The organism is Paenibacillus sp. NPDC056579 (assembly GCF_042793215.1).
Taxonomy (GTDB): Bacteria; Bacillota; Bacilli; order Paenibacillales; family NBRC-103111; genus Paenibacillus_S.
The window spans coordinates 1-19,527 of the sequence record NZ_JBHTVD010000017.1 but is presented as its reverse complement, the minus strand read 5'-3'; the positions used below and the strand labels follow the sequence as shown (position 1 = coordinate 19,527).

The window sequence follows — 19,527 nt, the reverse complement described above, 5'->3', positions numbered from 1 at the left end:
CCATTCAGTGAGCTGGAGCACTTGTCCTTATTAAGGTTAGTCCTGACGGTAACATCGCCGATATACTATAAGCAGCGTATGACTGATGATATGATTTCTATATATCACCGTGGCGATATAGCGAGGGAACTCAACTTACGCTGACAGCTAATTTGTTTGGATAAGCAACAAACGACTTAGTGAGCGTAAGGGTACAAGCTGCGCCGAAGACGCAACCGTAACCGGAAACGTATATATAAACGGCTGGTCACATAAAAAAAGACCCGATACCGAAGTACCGGGTCTTACTTCATCTTATTAGTTGATGAAGTTTGCTTTGTTCAAGAAACGTTTCAGCATAGTAGCCGATTGTGCGCGAGTAGCTTGGTCTGCGGAACCGATAGTGTCATCAGTCATACCGTTGATCAAACCAGCATTGATCGCAGCAGCGATTTCTTTTTGAGCCCAAACGATTTTATTAGCATCTTTGAATTTGCTCAATACGGATTGAGGATCCGTTACGCTTGTGGAGATGTTAGCATAGTTCATTGCACGGATAACCATAGCTGCCAGTTCTTCACGAGTGATTTGAGCGTCAGGACGGAATGTGTTGTCTTCATAACCGTCGATGATACCAGCATAAGTAGCAGTTGCTACAGTGCTTGCATACCAAGCATCGGACTTAACGTCTTTGAAAGTGCTAGTAGCAGATTTCTCAGTCAGGCCAAGGGAACGAACTACCAATGCTGCAAATTCAGCACGAGTGATGTTGCGGTCCGGTTGGAATGTAGTATCTGTAGCGCCATCAACAACCAGTTTGTTAGCAAGAAGCTCTACGTCGGCTTTGGACCAGTGGGAAGCAACGTCAGTGAAGCTTTTGTTGGATTCAACCACAGTGTAGATGCTGCTGCCGTTACGTTTCAGAGTTGCAGTCGTTTTACCATCCGCAGTTGCGAAAGTGGAAGGAACGAAGCTGAACTTCTTCGTAGTTTCGTTGAACAATACTCCAGTTGCTTTGTTGGAGTCAACTTCTTTGGAAACGTTGATAGTACGGGATACATAAGTTTTACCAAAGTCTACAGCTGCAGTTTTGCTACCGTTGTCTACTGCTACTACGTTGAAGTCAACAGCGTCAGCTACTTGAGTACCACCCAAAGCTGTTGCAGCTGCTTTCACAGCATCCGCAGTTGCGCCAGTTACTTTAGCAATAGATACTTTGATCTTCATGTCCTTAACATCAACACCAAGTGCTTTTGCAAGATCGTCCAATTTCAATACGGAAAGAGGAAGAGTTAGAGTACCGTTAGCGTTTTTGATTACAAGTGTTTTGCCGGCTTTTACAGCGTCTACAAGAGCAGAAGCTGGAATAAGAGCAAGATCACCAGAAAGCTCCAATGTAACAATATCATTGTTAGCCAAGGAGTTGGTCAAAGTGTAAGCATCAACGGAACCATCGCTGGTTACGGAGATAGTGCTGCCGCCACCGTAGTAGCCGCCGCCACCGCCACCGCCGCCGCTGCTGCCACGATTAGAAGTCGTGTTTTTTACAGTAGCGTAAACAGAGTCGCCTACAGTTACTTCATTGTTTTTGTAAACAGTAGTATTTACTGTTACAGAATCATAATAACTACCAAGCTTAAGGTCATTAATTGCGTAGTGCCAGCCTTTGCTGTCATAAACATTGTTATAAACAGCAGCTTTTACAGAAGTGATAAATGCGCCGCTTGGGCTATAAACGTTAACGTAAACTGCGTCACCAGCGCTATAATCCAAATAAACATCGGAGTATACAGAACCAGTTACAGCATTGTCCTTATAAGTCAAATTAGAAAATCCAGTAGCAGCAAATGCCAGTACAGGAACCATCATTGCAATAACAAGCATTAAAGATAGCATTGCAGAAGTTTTCTTAACAAAATTGCGATTCAACACCAGGTTTCTCCTCCTATTACTTTCTCTACTTGATCCGTGTTGCATGTTAGAATTCGCCATTTTCGTCAGTCACCTCCTTTCTTGACAGAATGATATAACAAGGCATAAGCCTGTGTTAACGAATTATTAAAAAACACAAAACTCATTTTAACATCTATTATCTAGTAATGGTAGCATTTTGAAGAATTTTTTAATCCCAAATATTAGAACGTTATTTAACCGAAAAAGTTGCGTTCACAAGCCTGTTAATTTCATCCTTTTCTTTTGAATCCTTTGTGATAAGCTTGTCGTACAAGGCTTGGTCGTTTTTATTTTGTTTTTGTAGGGAGGCAATGTACCATCTGACAATATCGCGATTTTGTTGATCATCCAATTGGTCAGTAGCATACATCTGAAGGAAAGCGCTGGCCGAAGCGTACTGGCCGCGAATATATTCGATTTGCCCCAGATTGAATGCCATGGTCTTAGTTACGTTAAATGCGCGACCTTGTACTTGTCCTTTAGGCAAGCTCTCCAAATCCTTCATTTTGGCCTGTACTGCATTGTGAATGCTGAAAGCATCATCCCAGTACTGCTTCATTTGTGCTTCATTTCTTTCAACACGAGCCTTCTCTGCTAAAGCAAAGTCGAAGGATACGGTTTTTTCATATAAAGTGATATCCCAAGGAAAGTTGGAAATCTGAGCTTTAGCAAGCTTTTGAGCTTCTGCAATTGCACTTTTCTGCAGATATGCTTGAATTTCTTGGTCGACGAGGGCCCGATTATGAGGCTCATCCGTCTTTAACTGACTAATCTGGCTTTGTAAAGCGTTATAGTACGACTCATCTTTTGTTTGCTGATAGCCTTGTTGCATAATATCGATTTTGAAAAGAGAATAATCCGGATGATTCGGATGAATTTTTAGTGCCTCATCTAACGGTTGGAATACTTCCGTAATCTCTTTTCCTCCGGATGCATTTGCTAAAGCGACTTGAAAGAAGCTGTTTGCTTTTAAATTCTGGGCTGAAATAAAAAACATTACGACGGACAGCACTAAGAGTAATGCAGGCACCGTTTTGTTGATGTAAGGAATGTTCTTTTCTTTAACAAATTTAAACTGAATATTGGAATCTAAATGGGATATCATCGCTCCTAGGCTAAAGAAAACAAGTACCCCCAAAAATACATAGCTTAAATCGAAGTCGATTATACTATGGATAAGTAACGAAATTGTTACAATATAGAAAACATGTCTATCTTGACCGGATGGTTTAAAGAAGCTTCGAATGTATAAATAAAAAATATAAATCAAAAACCCAAGCAAAATAAGAATACCAACGATCCCTGTCTCCACCAAGTATTGGATGAAGAAGTTATGTGCTTGTCTACTTACATAAGGGTTGTTTTGGTATTTCTCGTATAACGCAGCCCATGCACCGCCACCGGCACCCAAAATAGGGTAATCTTTAATGAGCTTAATTGAGTCCACATAAAAGGTACCGCGTTCCAAAACGCTGTGCTGCTCAAAGTTAATATTTTCAATACGGTTTTTAATATCTTCCGGCAGCAAATTAACGGCTCCTGTGTTTCCGAAAACAAGGAGTACAGCGAGCATACCGATAATCAATGATGCAGCAGGAAGCAGAATATTTGCGAACCGGATTTTCACTTTAGCATCAAAAAAGCGTTCTAATGCTGGATAGGCAAAATGCTGTAGTAACCAGCTAATGATTGCACAGCCTGCGGAGGCACCTATCAAAATCCATAGTCCTGTGGAAGCAGAAGAAAGATCCTGATGTAAATGGAATTGCTCTCCAATTAGTGTGATCTTATTAAGAATAAGTACGGAAATGATGGAGGCGACTCCTATGTGAATGAACATTAACAATTGCTTGGTAATTTTCATAAAAGGTAATACCACTAGTAATACGATAGGTAAAATGACCAAGCCACCGCGAGACAAGGTAAGCAAGAAAGAAATAATGATCGGAACCAGCATGAAGCTATGGATAGCAATGGTAACAGGTTTGCGGCTCGATACGATTAAATATACGGCTGCAAGAAGCAGTGCGATAAGCAGTGCAGCATAAGAGTTTGCATACTGGAATGTAGATGTGAGCCTCAATTGATTGCTCGCCATCATAACAGCATCTTTGTATTCATTATTACGAATTTCTGCAAACCATTGTACCAACCCAGCTGCAAATGCTTTATATCCTAACCAGTTAATCATACCGAACCATACAACGACATAACCAGACAACATGACGCAATACGTAAGAATACGATTTCCAATGACGCTTTTGCACAAATAAAGACCTAAAATGAAAAATATGGCATAGAGCATTTGGATGTATAGCATGTTAGTTGCATAATAGCGGGATGCCTCAAAAGTCTTGGCTAATAAATAAGAAATAGGCAATAACCAGACTAAGATACTCAGAATATCCCGATGATCTTTAAATCTCCAGTTGTAAAATAAATAAAGCGAAGCAACAAATAAGATAATAAAACCCCAAACTAATGAACTATAAATCGGCCGCTCAAAGTCGAAAGTGTTTCCGTTAAAAAGCCCCTTCTGAAAAGGCGCCCAAAACATGAAAATCACAACGAATCCCGTCAGAAGCCAAAATAATAAAGACGTTTTTTCTTCATTTTTCGCAAGATTTTTCTTATACATTGGAAAGCTCCTTTTGCTTAATTGCACTTGTAATAAAGTCCATGATATTTTCCTTGAATCTGCTCTCATTGAATTGGTTGGCATGCTGTCGAATAATGTCAGAGTGAAACGTCATACTCTCAAACTGGTTAAGTGCTTGTATTAAACTTTCGGTAGTGGGTTCATTGAAAAAAATGCCTGTTTTCCCTCCGACTACAGTTTCGAGAGCACCTCCTTTGCCGAAGGCTATGACAGGTTTACCGTTGGCTTGTGCTTCTAAAGGAGTAATTCCAAAGTCCTCTTCGCCGGCAAGAATGAATGCTTTGCATTTAGCGTAGTATTGGGAGATCACCTCATCAGACTGATACCCTAATAGCTTCACAGTAGGGCCAGCTATCCTTTCAAGTCGCTTTTTGTCGTAACCATCACCTATGATAACAAGAGGCAGGTGGAGCCGATTACAAGCTTCAATGACAAGATCAATTCTTTTATAAGGGATTAGCCTAGAAACTATGAGAAAAAAATCACTACCACACTCGCTGGACTGGAAACGATCGAACGAAACGGGCGGGTGAATAACTTGACTGTCCCGATGATAATATTTTTGAATCCGATTAGATACATTCATAGAATTTGCAATATAATAATCGACTCTTTGGGAATTTACAAAATCCCAGTTGCGTATTTTATGAAGAATAAAAGGTAGTACATTTTTATAAATCGGATTGTTAATTTCAGCTAAATACTGGTGATACAAGTCCCAAACATATCTCATAGGGGTATGGCAGTAACAAATGTGGATTTGGGACGGATTCGTAATAATGCCCTTAGCGAAAGCACTTGAAGAACTTAAGATGACATCGTATTCGCGTAAATCGAAGCTTTCGACGGCATGCGGTAATAGGCTGAGCATTTTCTTATAGTGCTTTTTAGAAAACGGTACGTTTTGTACAAATGAAGTATTGATATTAGCTTTCTTGAAGCGTTCAGGCATTTTGGATAAATCAGATATTATTGTATAAACCGGAGCTTCGGGGAACAGGTCCATGAAGCATTCCAATACCCGTTCCGCGCCACCGTATTGGTTCAGATAGTCATGAACAAGAGCGATTTTCATGTGCATTACTCCTTTCCAATGTCACATGTTCATTATCTTATCATATACCATTTTTGTTTCCAAAGCTGTCTTTTGCCAATTGAAGTGAGTTGCTCTTTCCAATGATAATTCCTTGTATTTATTTAGTTTAGTTGTATCGTTGATCAGTCTATATATTTCGGTAGCCCATTGCTCGTAATTATTAGGTGGTAACAAAACTCCGTACTTATCAACGATCTCTGGAATTGCAGACACATCAGATGCAATTACTGGGACACCACAGTTCATTGCTTCCAAAATTGGAATCCCAAATCCTTCATATATAGACGGCATTACAAATAGTGTTGCACCGTTATAAAGAGCTGCAAGGTCATCATCTTCAATAAATCCAGTAAATATGACTCTGGTTTCTAGGTTGTTTTGTCGTATAAAATCAAGTATAGGGCTGAATTTCCAACCTTTAGCGCCTACTATAACAAGTTTATGATCACACTTATGATTGTTGATTAAGTAATGAAAAGCTTTAAGTAATCCAATAAGGTTTTTTCTAGGCTCAAGTGTACCGACAAATAAAATATAATCGTCCGGCAAGCTATACTTGTTCAAAATTACTTGCACTACGTTCTTGTTTAAAGGACGATAAAGATGATCTGCGGATAAATATATAACCTCAATTTTTTCTTCTGGAACGCCAAGTAATTCAATAATATCTTTTTTAGTATGTTGAGAAACCGCGATTATTTTTGAAGCATTTCTTGCGCTATAGGGAACCCATATTGAATGATGCTTATAAATTTTCTCGCTGGTAGTTTCTGGGTAAATCATATATGCCAAGTCGTGAATTGTAATAACTGTCTTTTTACTATTTATAGGAATATGAGTGAAATTTGTGCCATGAAAGATTGATGCAGATGATTTGTTAAACCAATCAAATGGATAGTTGTACAAAAAACCAGGTTGAAGCAATCTTCTTATGACTTTATATGGATAACGGGAATTTATTATTTTAGGTCTTTGATCGATCTGTAAATCGAGTTCGTTTACATGAATATTTTTTGCGATACGATTAAAAAATAATTCTATATCCAAATTTAAGGTCACTAGTTCTTTATATAAGTTACGGACGTAGTTAGATACGCCGGAGCGAGGTCCCAGCAGTGGTTGTGCATCAAGATATACAGACATGTTAATACGCTCCTTCCCCTTTTAAAACAACAGGGATGGTTTTTAGAAGGATCTTTAGATCAAGACCTAAACTCCAATTTTCTATATAATAAACATCAAGATTCATCCATTGACTAAAAGAAAGGTCGCTACGGCCACTGACCTGCCAGAGGCCTGTGATACCAGGAAGTACTTCTAGACGCCTCCATTCCCAATCTCCGTACTGTTGTACTTCTACAGGAAGTGGTGGCCTGGGGCCAACTAAGCTCATATCGCCCTTTATTACATTAATAAGCTGAGGTAGTTCGTCTATTGAGTATTTACGTATGAATCGTCCTACCCGTGTTACACGCGGGTCATGTTTCATTTTAAAAGCAATTCCATCCATTTCATTTTGTTTCTCTAGACTTTTTAATAAGGTGTCAGCGTCAGAAACCATAGATCTAAATTTCAACATGCCAAATTGCTTTCCATTTTTCCCGAGTCTTGTTTGTTTGTAAAAGATACTTCCTTTTGAGTCCAGCATAATTGCAATGGAAGTAATAAGGAATACTGGACTTATAATGAAGAGTAGGATGGAAGCAGCTACAATATCAAAAATTCTTTTTGAGAGAAGACCTAGACCCCTCATAGGGGTTTTAACTAGAGTAACAACAGGCAATGCATTGATGTTATCGATTTGAACGGTACTCATAACTAGATTAAATAAATCCGGAATGATTTTGATTTTAATATCAATTTTCCTAAGATCTGTAATGATCTTGTTTACAAGTTCCCTTTCAGAAGGAATTGTAATGATAATTTCATCAACGGTAAATTTTTGCAATAAAATATTCAATTCAGAAGTAGTTCCTAAATAAGAACTCTCCAGATAATGGTTAGATTCATAATCATCATCCACATACCCTACAACTTTAAAGCCAAGCGCTTTGTTATGGCTCAGTTCATTCATTAAAGATGTGCCTACTTTACCGGCTCCAACGATAATGACATTTTTACAGACTAGATCATGGTTAGCTAAGCGAAAATAAAGCAGCCTTTTTATAATTCTTAAAATGGCTGTCAAAATTATCGCAAAAAACCAATAAATCACGATAACTAAGCGTGAAAAATCAGTGTACTTCATTAAGAAACTAATTCCAATTGTGACAAGTACGGCAAAAGTATATGCTTTACTCATTTTGAATAACTCATCTGCTAATCCCGAACTAGAGCGAAAATGATAGATCTTGTATCTGAAAACAAAGAATAAATAGAATACCGAGGATATTGAGAAAAACATTAAATAGTTCATGAATCTTGGAAAATCCGTATTAAAAAAATCGACAGATTGTCCGAATTCTTGCGAGATACGATATTCATATAAGAAAAAATAAAGCAAGGTAAAGCATGTAATTTCCGCTATGATAAAACAAAGCGCCAGATAAAAAGCGATATTTTTTCTAGTTTCCAGTTTTTGATTTAATTCTAGGGTTGGAATCATGTTATTAGTTTTATTGGTGGTAAATGGATAATTCACCTAAACAAATCCTCCATCATATATTTACTTTAGATAATTGTATTGCGAAACTTGCTGAAAAAGCAAGAATAGATATTCCCAGCAAAAACTGTATAAGATTTAGAGACTAGTAGTAGTGTTAATTGGTGGACAAAAGTATTCGGTAATAATGTAATATAATGGCACTTTTCGTTGCTTTGTCTCAAAATTATAAGGTATAATGATTGGGATTAGCGAATGGTAGAAGATAAAACTAAATTATTGTCGATATTTGGAGGATATGAGATGGAACTTACAGCTGTGATTATGGCAGGAGGAAAAGGAGAAAGATTTTGGCCTAAAAGTCGGACAAACCTACCGAAGCAATTTTTGAATATATCAGGCAATAAATCCATGATACAGCAAACAGTAACTAGATTGGAAAAATTGATAAATATTGAACGGATTTTCGTAGTTACAAATGAATTATACGCTGAATTGATCCATGCCCAAATCCCCAACTTACCGTTAGATAACATTATTATTGAACCGGTCGGGAGAAACACAGCCCCTTGTGTTGGCGTGGCTTCTTTAATTATTGAAGAAAAGTTTCCGGAGAGTACTATGATTGTTTTGCCTTCGGATCATATTGTCGAGAATGAAGATCGGTTCATCAATATATTGAAAACCGCGGCGAATGCTTGTGAGCAAGATGAAGATTCGCTTGTTACTCTCGGAATAACACCAAATTATCCAGAAACAGGATACGGATATATTGAAAGTACTAAGAATTATCTTACCATAAATAATATAAATGTTTTCCGAGTAAGTAAATTCGTAGAGAAGCCAAACCTTGAAAAAGCAAAGGAGTATCTGGCGGCGGGTAATTTTTATTGGAACAGCGGTATTTTTATTTGGAAAGTAAGAACCATTAGAAAGTACATCGAACAATTTATGCCTGAAATGAATGATCTTTTAGAGACAATGAAGGTGGCATTCATAAATAAAGATAAGATTGAAGTAATTAAAAATGAGTTTCATAAAATGCCAGACCAGTCTATCGATTACGGCATTATGGAAAAGGTAGATAATATTTATGTGATTCCTTGCATTTTTGGGTGGGACGATGTGGGGAGTTGGACTGCATTAGAACGGATTAATGATAAAGATGAGCATGGTAATGTCATTAAAGGAAACATATTAAGCATAGATACAAAAGATTCTATTATTGAAAGTAATGGAAAACTGATAGCAACTCTTGGAATTGAAGATCTTATTATTATTGATACAGAAGATGTAACTCTTATTTGCTCCAAGGACAGAGCACAAGAGATTAAATCAATAATTAAAGAACTGCGTGAGCAAAAAATGGAGAAATATCTTTGAAAGTATTGATTTATCGTTGTGAGGAGAATAATAATGATTAGTAGAGTACTAGAGATCTATAATTACCGACAAATGCTAAAGAGCCTTGTACTGACTGATCTACGTACCAGATATAAAGGATCAGTTATGGGTTTCTTGTGGACATTCCTAAATCCACTTTTACTATTAGCAATATACTCGGTAGTATTTTCGTTTATCATGAGGCAAAATATCGAGAATTATCCTATGTTTTTATTTTGCGCAATCTTACCGTGGACTTTCTTTTCATCTTCTATTCAGAGCAGTGCCGGTATAATTATGAGAAATAGTAATTTAGTAAAAAAAATATACTTTCCAAGAGAAATTCTTCCACTATCAGTAATAATAGCAGGAGTTATAAATTATTTATTTGGTTTAGTTATATTAATTCCATCGCTTTTGTTAACTGGAGTGCAAATTAATATATCATTAATTGCTTTCCCGCTTATATTATTTATCCAAACTTTGCTTACACTAGGTATTGGGCTTATAGTAAGTGCAATGAATGTCTACTTTCGTGACCTAGAGCATATTATTGCGATTGTGTTACAAGCAGCTTTTTATATTACTCCCATTATTTTTCCTATAAGTATGGTACCTGAACAATTTCAGGCATTATTCTCTCTAAATCCAATGACAGAAATTATTCAAGCATATAGAAATATTTTTTATTACGGTACAATGCCAGACTTTATGCATTTATCTCTTTATCTCCTCTATTCTATTATAGTGCTAGTTGTTGGTTGGATAATATTTAATAAACTGCAAAAAAGTTTTGCAGAAGAAATCTAAAAGAGGTAATGAATATGGTTGTAATTGATGTTAATAATGTTTCGAAAAAGTTTATATTAAAAAAGGAAAAAAACATCACTTTGAAAGAACGCCTAATTTACCGTGGTAGGGAGAAGGCTGAAGAGTTTTGGGCACTGGATGATGTTAGCTGTAAGATAGAAAGTGGTAGAACCATTGGATTAATTGGCAGAAATGGCTCTGGAAAGAGCACCTTGCTTAAATTATTGACTAGAATCATGTATCCAACTAGCGGCACAATAAAGATTCAAGGTCGTGTATCCAGTTTACTAGAGCTAGGTGCAGGTTTTCATACTGATTTTACAGGAATTGAAAACATTTATATGAATGCTTCAATACTCGGTCTAACGCGAAAAGAAATAGATCAGAAGCTCCATTCTATTATTGAATTTTCCGAGTTGGAAGAGTTTATTAATAATCCTCTACGAAGCTATTCGTCAGGCATGTATATGAGATTGGCTTTTTCAGTCGCAATTAATGTTAACCCAGACATATTACTTATTGATGAAGTTCTTTCAGTAGGAGATACTTCATTTCAAAAAAAATGTATCAATAAGCTCAAGGAGCTTAAAAGACAAGGAAAGACCATCGTAATTGTTTCACATGATAATCATACAATGGAGATTTTATGTGACGAAGTAATATGGCTAAATAAAGGTAAGATTGTTAAGTCTGGTGACTCTAAAATAGTAATTAATGAATACCTGGATTTTATGGCAGAAGAAGACGGTATTCGTATTAATAATCAGAAACAACAAATCGATGAATCAGATGGACAAAACAAAACTCAAGATTCAGAATTAGAAGAACAGAATAGATGGGGAAATAGGAAGATTGAATTAACCAATTTAAAGATGTATAACGGGGAAGGACAAGAAAACTATTCTTTTACTTCTGGTGAAAGATTAAAACTGAAAATAGATTATGTGATGCATGAGATGAATGAGGACGTTGTATTTGGTATTGCCATTAACACGATTGATGGGATTAAATGCTATGGTACAAATACTGATATCGATAACATTAAAGTTGATAAACTATCGACTCAAGGAACTGTTTTTGTAGATATTGAAAGTATTAGTTTAATTGAGGGCTCGTATTTAGTGGACATTGCAGTTCATAAATTAGACGGGACTGCATATGATTATCAAGTTGGTAGATATGGCTTTCAAGTAAAATCAAATGTACATGATGTAGGAATTTGTAAGCTGAAACACGAATGGATAATCCAATGAAAGTAATAATGGATGCCACTCCTTTAATGTCACAAAAAACAGGTGTAGGTTACTATACTGTAAATTTAGTAAAACAGTTTTTGAAAACAAATAATAATTTTAACCTGAACTTAGCAATAAACGGGATAAAGCCATCGAAACCAATTCATACTGGTGTTGGTAGTGTTAATAAAATACTAATACCTTACGATAAATTAAGAGATTTAAATCTGAATCCTACATTATATAACGGACTCAAGTTGGAATTTATTACAGGGAATTTTGATGTGTTCCACGGGACAAATTTTCATTCTTGGCCAACTTATAATGCTAAAAAAGTAATAACTTTTCATGACCTAGCGTTTATTAAATATCCGGAATTAATGCCACAGCATATTGTTAAACACCATGCTAAATGGGCTATTCACTCACTTTATAATTCAGATATGATTATTACTGTTTCCCAGAGTGTTAGAAATGAAATAATAGATTATTTTAATTTTGATCCTGAGAAAGTAATGTGTACCCCACTCGCTGCATCTGAGCAGTTCTTCAGAAGAGACCAAAATCAACTCTTAAAAAATGTAAAAGCGAAATACGGTTTGCCTGATTCTTTTCTGCTATATGTTGGCACATTAGAGCCAAGAAAAAATATACTGAGAATGATAGAGGCGTATTATAAAGCTAAGAAAGACTCTGGATTAGAACAGAAGCTGGTTCTAGTTGGAAGTAAAGGTCTTGAGATTGATACTGTTTTTCATAAAATTAATAAACTGAATTTATCTAAAGATGTTATTATCCCAGGATATGTTGAAGAAAATGATTTACCGCTAATTTATAATGCTGCGGATGCTTTTATTTATGTGTCAATGTATGAGGGTTTTGGGCTGCCGATACTTGAGGCTATGAAATCAGGAATTCCAGTTATTACATCAAATATATCTTCTATGCCTGAAGTTGCTGGAGATGCGGCATCGTTAGTTGACCCGCTTGATACCCTTTCGATCTCAGAAGCCATAAATAAAGTTTTGTTGGATAAAGAATACAGGAATAGTTTATCATTGAAGGGATTGGGACAATCTAGGGAATTTTCGTGGGAATTAACAGCCGCAAAAACACTGGATATTTATAAGAAAGTTCTAAACTATAAATAAAACAGGAGATTTTCATGATACCTAAATTAGAAGTAAATGACGTATTGCGTGAGATAAAAAAGAGCCTAAAATATAATGAAGACACTGACATCGTTTTAGAGTCCAATTTTAATTTTCCTAAGTTTTATAGTCAAAATTTATTGCAATCTAAAAATGAGTATGATATATCTGACTTTCTTAACTATCACGATGAAGATTTTGTTAGAAATGTGTATCGCGGATTGTTAAAAAGAAATCCAGATCCCCAAGGCATGGATTACTATTTGGGGCAGTTGAGATCAGGAAGATTAAATAAAATCGAAATATTGGGTAGAGTAAGATATTCTAAAGAAGCCAAGAAAAATAAAATTAAAGTTAAAGGTCTTACATTCCCATTTATGACGAATATCTTATATCGAGCTCCAATCATAGGCTACCTATTAAAACTTATCATAAGCATTATAAAACTCCCAAGAATAATAAAAAATCTAAATCAATATGAAATGTTCGTAAATCATCGTCATACAGAACAATCGAAATCATTAAATAGTTTAGTTCATGAACTTGATCTGTTTGTACAAAATACAAATAGAACGATAATTAATAATCATGAAAAAATTAATAATATAATACTTGAGAATGTGAATAAATCTAATTTTGAACTCTTCATAAATGAATTTAATCAAATGAGTAATACAATAAAAGAATATCAGGAAAATTATATCAAGATAGAGAAGACAATAGAAACATTACAAGAAAAATTAAAAGAAAGTAGTGCAACAATAATAAATGAGATAACTTCTGTAAAAACTTCATTAGAACTAAGTAATCAATCGATAACTGAGTCTAACGATCGAACTAATGAAATTTATTCAAGTTTAGGCACAATAAATAAACAAATTAAGGACCACAAATTAAATATTATAGAAATGCAACGAAGGCTTAATTTTTTCTTGGAGGAAACAAGAAAAAGACTACCCGACCCACTGGACACAGTTCAACTAAAAGCATTGGCAGACAATGAATCACATTTTACTGATGCAATGTATGTAAGTTTTGAAGATCAGTTCCGCGGCACAAGAGAGGATATCAAGGGAAGATTAGAAGTTTACTTACCATATATAGATAAAGTCCGAGAGCGTACAGGTGATAATACAGTAATTGATCTAGGTTGTGGACGGGGTGAATGGCTAGAATTAATTGAAGCAAATGGCTTTAAGGCACTAGGTGTTGATATGAACAAGGTAATGATAGACCAATGTATTGAAATGGGATTAAGTGCCCAATTCTGTGATGCTATAGATTATTTGCGCATTCAAAAAAACAATAGTGTATCCATTGTAACAGGATTTCATATTATTGAGCATCTTCCTCTAAATAAATTACTTACTTTGTTTGATGAAACACTAAGAGTCTTAAAGCCTGGCGGAATGATTATTTTTGAAACACCAAATCCTGAAAGTATTTGGGTAGGTGCATTTACCTTTAGAGGTGATCCAACACATATTAACCCTCTTGTACCAGATACCGTTAAGTTTTTAGTTGAACAAAGAGGGTTTATTTATCCAGAAATTTTACGACTTCATAAAAGGGAAGAACCGGAGTATACTGGACAGAAATTCGTCGACGAGATTATCTATAAATTTAATATGGAGCAAGATTTTTCTATTATGGCTTATAAAGCCTAAACTTGTATGGAGTGAACATGATGAATATATTAGTGATGAATTTTTTTCCAGCCTTTCAACCTCCTACTAGTGGTGGAGAGTTGAGACTATTTAATGTTTATTACCAATTAAGTAAATATCATGATATAACGCTACTTTCACCAACATACAGTGATCATAAATTAGAGTGTGTTAAATTTAGTGATACTTTTAGAGAATATAGAATACCTAAGGAAGATGTCCATAATCGACTTCATATGGATATCGACAAAGAAGAAATTGGACCGGAAGTATCTGCTCTTGTTTGTGCTTTAAGTTCAAGAAAGCCCAATAAATATCACGAGTATTATAATAAGCTGTATCCAAATGCGGACATGGTTATCCATGATTTTCCATACATGCTGGAGTATGATTTATTTTTTGGACTAGATGATAAGCCGAGAATTTACAATAGTCATAATTATGAATCTTTACTAGTTAAACAAATATGGAAGGGTCCTAATGCCTCAAAATACTTTGAGTATATTAATGATCTAGAGCGCAGACTTGTTCTTGGCTCTCATTTTGTATTTACTACATCCGAAGAAGAGAAAAATAGTTTTATTTCCGAATTTGGAGTAGAATCCTCCAGAATTCATTTAGCTCCAAATGGTATTAATCCAGATGATTGGATTAGTGAGGGTATACCTAAACGATTTAAGCGGCAAAAGAATAAACAGATAAAAGCCTTATTTATTGGAAGTGCTCACCCGCCAAATATAGAAGCAACGGAATATATTATTAATAATGTTGCTCCTAAATGTCAAAATGTTGAGTTTGTAATTGCAGGGAATTGTTGTGATACATTTAGGGCAAGAAGCGTTGGGAGTAATGTTAAACTACTCGGCAGGATTGATGAAAAAACAAAAGAAGAGATTTTTATTAATACTGATCTAGCAATAAATCCAATGTTTTCAGGGGCTGGAACAAACCTTAAAACATTAGAATATTTATCTGCAGGGATTCCACTTATTTCAACCGATTGTGGGGTAAGAGGAATTGATATAAAGAACAGTGAACATTTCATATTGGCTAACAGGGACGATTTTGCTGAAAGAGTTATTGAGCTATTGACTGATGAAGATTTGATGATGTCCCTTTCAAAAAAGGGGATGGACTATATCAATGCAAACTTTTCGTGGCAAGGGATAGCTAATAATATTCACTCGAGAATTACTTCAATTAAACCTAATGAAGATCGCAGAAAATTAATTTATATACTTAATGACTTTGAATGCTCTTCTCCAGTTTCCGGAGGGGAAGTGAGAATTAATCAATTATATTCTAATTTATCTACTAAAAACTATAAAATACTTCTCTTATGCCTCAATGGTCATGGAGAAATTAAGAGAACCGATATTAATGATAATTTCGTTGAGGTCTCCGTGCCGAAAACAAGCAATCATCTGGAGCAAGAAGTTGCAATTAATAGGCAGCATTGGATAAGTGCCACGGATATTGTTACTTCTTATATGTGTTCTGAAAATGAGCTCCTAAAAAAAATATCAGTAATCTCCGAAGATATAGCTGATGTTATCATTTTAACTCATCCTTATATGGTAGAGCTTTTAGAAAGAATAGATAAACCTATAATCTATGAAAGCCACAATTTTGAAACTGATCTTAAGATGAAATTACTTTCCGGGCATCCGAAGTATGAATTTCTTATTGAAAAAGTTAAAGCTGCTGAAACTAAAGCTATGCAGTTAAGTAAAATTGCCATTAGCGTTTCGGATAGTGATCATAATGGATTAAATAGTTTAATTCAATCAAACAAGCGTATATTTACGATACGGAATGGTGTGAAAATCAGCGACGACTTTGAACACCTAAATGTGAAAAATGTAAAAACACTTTTTGGGACTTTTCCAACAATTATTTTTATAGGCAGTTCGCATCAACCAAATGTTGAAGCAGCGAATTTCATTGTAAACGAATTAGCAGTAGCATTGTCTGATTGTTATTTTCTAATTATTGGTTCTGTTTGTGACTCAATAACGGGTATTGTACCAGATAATGTTCTTTTATTTGGGAAATTAGATGATGCATATAAAAATGTGCTCTTAAAAATTGCTGATATTGCAGTTAATCCTATGCTGAGTGGCTCCGGATCGAATTTAAAACTTGCGGAATATTTTGCAAATAAGTTGCCTGTGGTTACAACTAGCTTTGGAGCACGAGGTTTTGCAATAGAAAACATGAATGAAGCGATAGTTTGCGATTTGAAGGATATCGAACACCAAATTAGCTTATTAATTAACGATTCAGAATTAAAAAATAGTCTTTCAGATAATGCTTTTAAATATGTATCTCAAGAATTGGACTGGAAAATACTCGCCTCAAAACTAGATGGGGTGATAAAACGAGAAATACTTAGAAGTGAGCAAAAGAAAAAAATGCTCATTGTAACATATCGTTTTACTAATCCGCCTTTAGGTGGAGCAGAGGCGTATATGCTAAACCTCATTAAAGAAATAGATTCGATTGGTGATTTTTCGATTGACATTGCTTCTGTAAATTTAAAGGACCTGTACAATAAATATCATTTTTCAATATCTGGTTCTACTGTCGGTAATGAAAAGAACATTGGACTTTTTCAAGACACGGTATTAAATTATTTTGCATTTGATGAATTATCAGAAAATAAGATGCTTGAAAGTAGCCGAGATTTATACAACACTTGGATGGAAGAATCGATAAAAACATCACTAGATCATATTGATAAATATGATCAGACCATGTTATTAGGCGGATGGTATTATCCTGAAAGGAATAGGGATAGCTATTCGGTATGGTCTTCTGGTGAGGCTCTTTTATTTATTGATAAGGCAAATAAAATAATTTTGAGAGGAATTAGCCCAAAAAGGAAAAAAGTAATATTAACTCTACAAGATAATACTCAAATCATAAGTAAAACAGTTAGCGGCAGTTTCGAATTAATAATTGAAGGCAATTTCAATAGAGCTATAGTTAGAATTTCAACGGATACGCATATCGATGGTTCTGATCCAAGAACTTTTGGACTTATTTTGGGTGAATTCAAAATTAATAATGAGCATATTAATGAAGAAATTAATCTTGTAGAAGACTATAAAGCTTTTATGAAAAACAGATATCCTGAACAATATATTCAAAGCATGATAACAATTGCAGATATGCGTGAAGAAGACATAGATTCTCTTTTTCAAAGAACTAGAGGTCCAGAGTCTGTGGAGTTAGAAACATGGCTTAATGAAAATGTACCTCAATATGATGTCATTATTGGGCATAGTATTCCTTTCTACACTTCAGTTATTGCATCCGATTTTGCAAAAAAGTTTGGAAAACCCTATGTCATTGTTCCTCATTTTCATATGGAAGATGAGTTTTATCACTGGAAATCATATTATGAGGCACTAAGACAGGCAGATAAAATTGTTGCGTTCCCAGATAAAGCAATTGATTGGTTTTATAGTAAGATAGGAGCGAATAATACTTTATCGTTACCAGGAGGAGCAGTAGATCCTAAAGAATACGTTTGCGATGACGATAAGAGTTTTTTTGCTAGATACAGTTCAGATTTACCATTTGTCTTAGTTCTAGGCAGAAAGACAGGTTCTAAGAATTATAAGTGGGTTATTGAGGCTGTTAAAAAAATGAATGAAAACGGGAAAAAATGCAATTTAGTATTGATCGGAAAGGACGAAGACTTTGAACCTATAAATCCAGATGAAGCTTTTTATTTTAATGAGTTAGAAAGACCCACTGTTATTTCGGCACTAAAACACTGTACTTGTCTTGTTACAATGAGTGAAAGCGAAAGCTTCGGCATTGTTATCCTAGAAGCTTGGATGCAAAGTAAACCGGTTATTGTTAATGAAAAATGTGCTGCTTTTGTGGAATTGGTAAGTGATAATATTAACGGTTTCATAACTTCTAAAGATGCACTTTATAGTAAAATAGAAAAAATAGTTAACGATAAAGAGCTTGCAAAAGTTTTAGGTGGTAACGGAAAAGAAATGGTGAAAAACTATACTTGGGAGTCATTGGGCGAGAGGCTAAACAAAAAACTAAGGGAAATGGTACAATGATATAATTATTAGGTTGAATGACGGGGGCATACTGAAAATAATGAAACAAATGGATCAAATAAAATTGTTTATTCGTAAATATGATTCGATGATTACATCACATGTGATATTATTGTTAATTTTATTATTTCCTCTGATTCCAGTAGGTTATACTACAAATGATGATATTAGAGCATTTATTTCAGCCTCTTCTTTATCCGAAATATTTCATAATTCATTAGATATGGCAATAAATCAGGGAAGATTTTCAATGATAGTAACAAGTGCCCTTGCCATGATACCATTTTTAATAGACAATACAATTTACTACAAAATAGTTTCATTTGGTTCAATTATAATAAATTATCTTTTATTCTCATATTCAGTGTATTATTTTTTTAAGTCTAAAAAAGTTACCTTTATTGCGTCATTGTTTTTCATTGTATTTCTCCAAAATTCATGGGAACATAATTTGGTAACATCATATCCATTTGTTTTTCACACAGGGTTGGATTTCTTATTAATTTCACTTATTTTATATAAAAAGTATCTCGTTGAAAAACAGAAGATTAGTATTACCATTAGTGTATGTTCTCTAATTATATGTACTCTATGTTATGAAATGTTCCTACCTTATTTAATATTGTTTTTTATAGTTTCATATGTTTATAGCGAAAATAGAAGTATTAAAAAGGTTATTTTTAATGTTTTCCCTGTTATTATTTACTTTATAGTTTACGTCTTACTATATCTTGGTTTTAGAATAGTTTTTCCAAGTTCATACTCTGGAGTACAGGTTGGACAATTTTCTTTATTACTGACATTAAAAGTTATTTACCAGTTTTCAATCGCATCCATTCCTGGCTATATAATTTTTGCGAATGATTATTATATGAGAGACTTTTCTCAATCATTTGCGCAATAT

Annotated in this window: 12 protein-coding genes; 7 read left to right on the top strand and 5 right to left on the bottom strand. The window is 34.8% G+C overall.

What is annotated here, in order from left to right; all coding sequences use genetic code 11:
• Positions 1-297: 297 nt before the first annotated feature.
• The 5 genes from ACFQ88_RS36595 to ACFQ88_RS36575 form a co-directional block, all read right to left on the bottom strand.
• The gene (locus tag ACFQ88_RS36595) at positions 298-1,911 is read right to left on the bottom strand and encodes an S-layer homology domain-containing protein (protein ID WP_379462582.1); all 1,614 of its coding nucleotides are present in this window, start codon (positions 1,909-1,911) and stop codon (positions 298-300) included.
• 211 nt (positions 1,912-2,122) lie between these two features.
• Positions 2,123-4,570 (bottom strand): O-antigen ligase family protein, encoded by a 2,448-nt coding sequence (locus ACFQ88_RS36590; RefSeq protein WP_379462580.1) that lies wholly within the window; start codon positions 4,568-4,570, stop codon positions 2,123-2,125.
• Positions 4,563-5,666, bottom strand: coding sequence for a glycosyltransferase (locus ACFQ88_RS36585; protein ID WP_379462578.1), 1,104 nt, complete (start codon positions 5,664-5,666; stop codon positions 4,563-4,565). Before ACFQ88_RS36585 ends, ACFQ88_RS36590 begins: the two co-directional genes overlap by 8 nt.
• 21 nt (positions 5,667-5,687) lie before the next feature.
• Positions 5,688-6,830, bottom strand: coding sequence for a glycosyltransferase family 4 protein (locus ACFQ88_RS36580; RefSeq protein ID WP_379462576.1), 1,143 nt, complete (start codon positions 6,828-6,830; stop codon positions 5,688-5,690).
• Between the two features lies 1 nt (position 6,831).
• Positions 6,832-8,328, bottom strand: coding sequence for a sugar transferase (locus tag ACFQ88_RS36575; protein WP_379462574.1), 1,497 nt, complete (start codon positions 8,326-8,328; stop codon positions 6,832-6,834).
• A 216-nt stretch (positions 8,329-8,544) separates the two neighbouring features.
• Between ACFQ88_RS36575 and ACFQ88_RS36570 the strand changes: the two genes are divergently transcribed.
• The 7 genes from ACFQ88_RS36570 to ACFQ88_RS36540 all read left to right on the top strand — a co-directional run.
• Complete coding sequence (locus ACFQ88_RS36570; protein WP_379462572.1) at positions 8,545-9,672, top strand: mannose-1-phosphate guanylyltransferase; 1,128 nt, start codon at positions 8,545-8,547, stop codon at positions 9,670-9,672.
• A 33-nt stretch (positions 9,673-9,705) separates the two neighbouring features.
• Complete coding sequence (locus ACFQ88_RS36565) at positions 9,706-10,482, top strand: ABC transporter permease (protein WP_379462570.1); 777 nt, start codon at positions 9,706-9,708, stop codon at positions 10,480-10,482.
• Positions 10,483-10,496: 14 nt separating this feature from the next.
• Positions 10,497-11,735, top strand: a complete 1,239-nt coding sequence (locus ACFQ88_RS36560; RefSeq protein WP_379462568.1) for an ABC transporter ATP-binding protein — start codon at positions 10,497-10,499, stop codon at positions 11,733-11,735.
• Positions 11,720-12,868, top strand: coding sequence for a glycosyltransferase family 4 protein (locus ACFQ88_RS36555; RefSeq protein WP_379462566.1), 1,149 nt, complete (start codon positions 11,720-11,722; stop codon positions 12,866-12,868). Before ACFQ88_RS36560 ends, ACFQ88_RS36555 begins: the two co-directional genes overlap by 16 nt.
• Before the next feature lie 14 nt (positions 12,869-12,882).
• Positions 12,883-14,535 carry a methyltransferase domain-containing protein gene (locus ACFQ88_RS36550; RefSeq protein WP_379462564.1) on the top strand — a complete coding sequence of 551 codons (1,653 nt, stop codon included), beginning with the start codon at positions 12,883-12,885 and terminating at the stop codon, positions 14,533-14,535.
• A 20-nt stretch (positions 14,536-14,555) separates the two neighbouring features.
• Positions 14,556-18,623: a glycosyltransferase family 4 protein gene (locus ACFQ88_RS36545; protein WP_379462562.1), complete on the top strand. Its 4,068-nt coding sequence runs from the start codon at positions 14,556-14,558 to the stop codon at positions 18,621-18,623.
• A gap of 40 nt (positions 18,624-18,663) precedes the next feature.
• The coding region (locus ACFQ88_RS36540) for a hypothetical protein (protein WP_379462560.1) at positions 18,664-19,527 on the top strand (864 nt) is incomplete at its 3' end.

Coding starts and splice junctions, on each gene's coding strand:
- ACFQ88_RS36555 (WP_379462566.1), top strand. CDS start 11,720: ATGGATAATCCAATGAAAGTAATAATGGATGCCACTCCTTTAATGTCA.
- ACFQ88_RS36580 (WP_379462576.1), bottom strand. CDS start 6,830: ATGTCTGTATATCTTGATGCACAACCACTGCTGGGACCTCGCTCCGGC.
- ACFQ88_RS36570 (WP_379462572.1), top strand. CDS start 8,545: ATGGTAGAAGATAAAACTAAATTATTGTCGATATTTGGAGGATATGAG.
- ACFQ88_RS36585 (WP_379462578.1), bottom strand. CDS start 5,666: ATGAAAATCGCTCTTGTTCATGACTATCTGAACCAATACGGTGGCGCG.
- ACFQ88_RS36550 (WP_379462564.1), top strand. CDS start 12,883: ATGATACCTAAATTAGAAGTAAATGACGTATTGCGTGAGATAAAAAAG.
- ACFQ88_RS36565 (WP_379462570.1), top strand. CDS start 9,706: ATGATTAGTAGAGTACTAGAGATCTATAATTACCGACAAATGCTAAAG.
- ACFQ88_RS36545 (WP_379462562.1), top strand. CDS start 14,556: ATGAATATATTAGTGATGAATTTTTTTCCAGCCTTTCAACCTCCTACT.
- ACFQ88_RS36590 (WP_379462580.1), bottom strand. CDS start 4,570: ATGTATAAGAAAAATCTTGCGAAAAATGAAGAAAAAACGTCTTTATTA.
- ACFQ88_RS36560 (WP_379462568.1), top strand. CDS start 10,497: ATGGTTGTAATTGATGTTAATAATGTTTCGAAAAAGTTTATATTAAAA.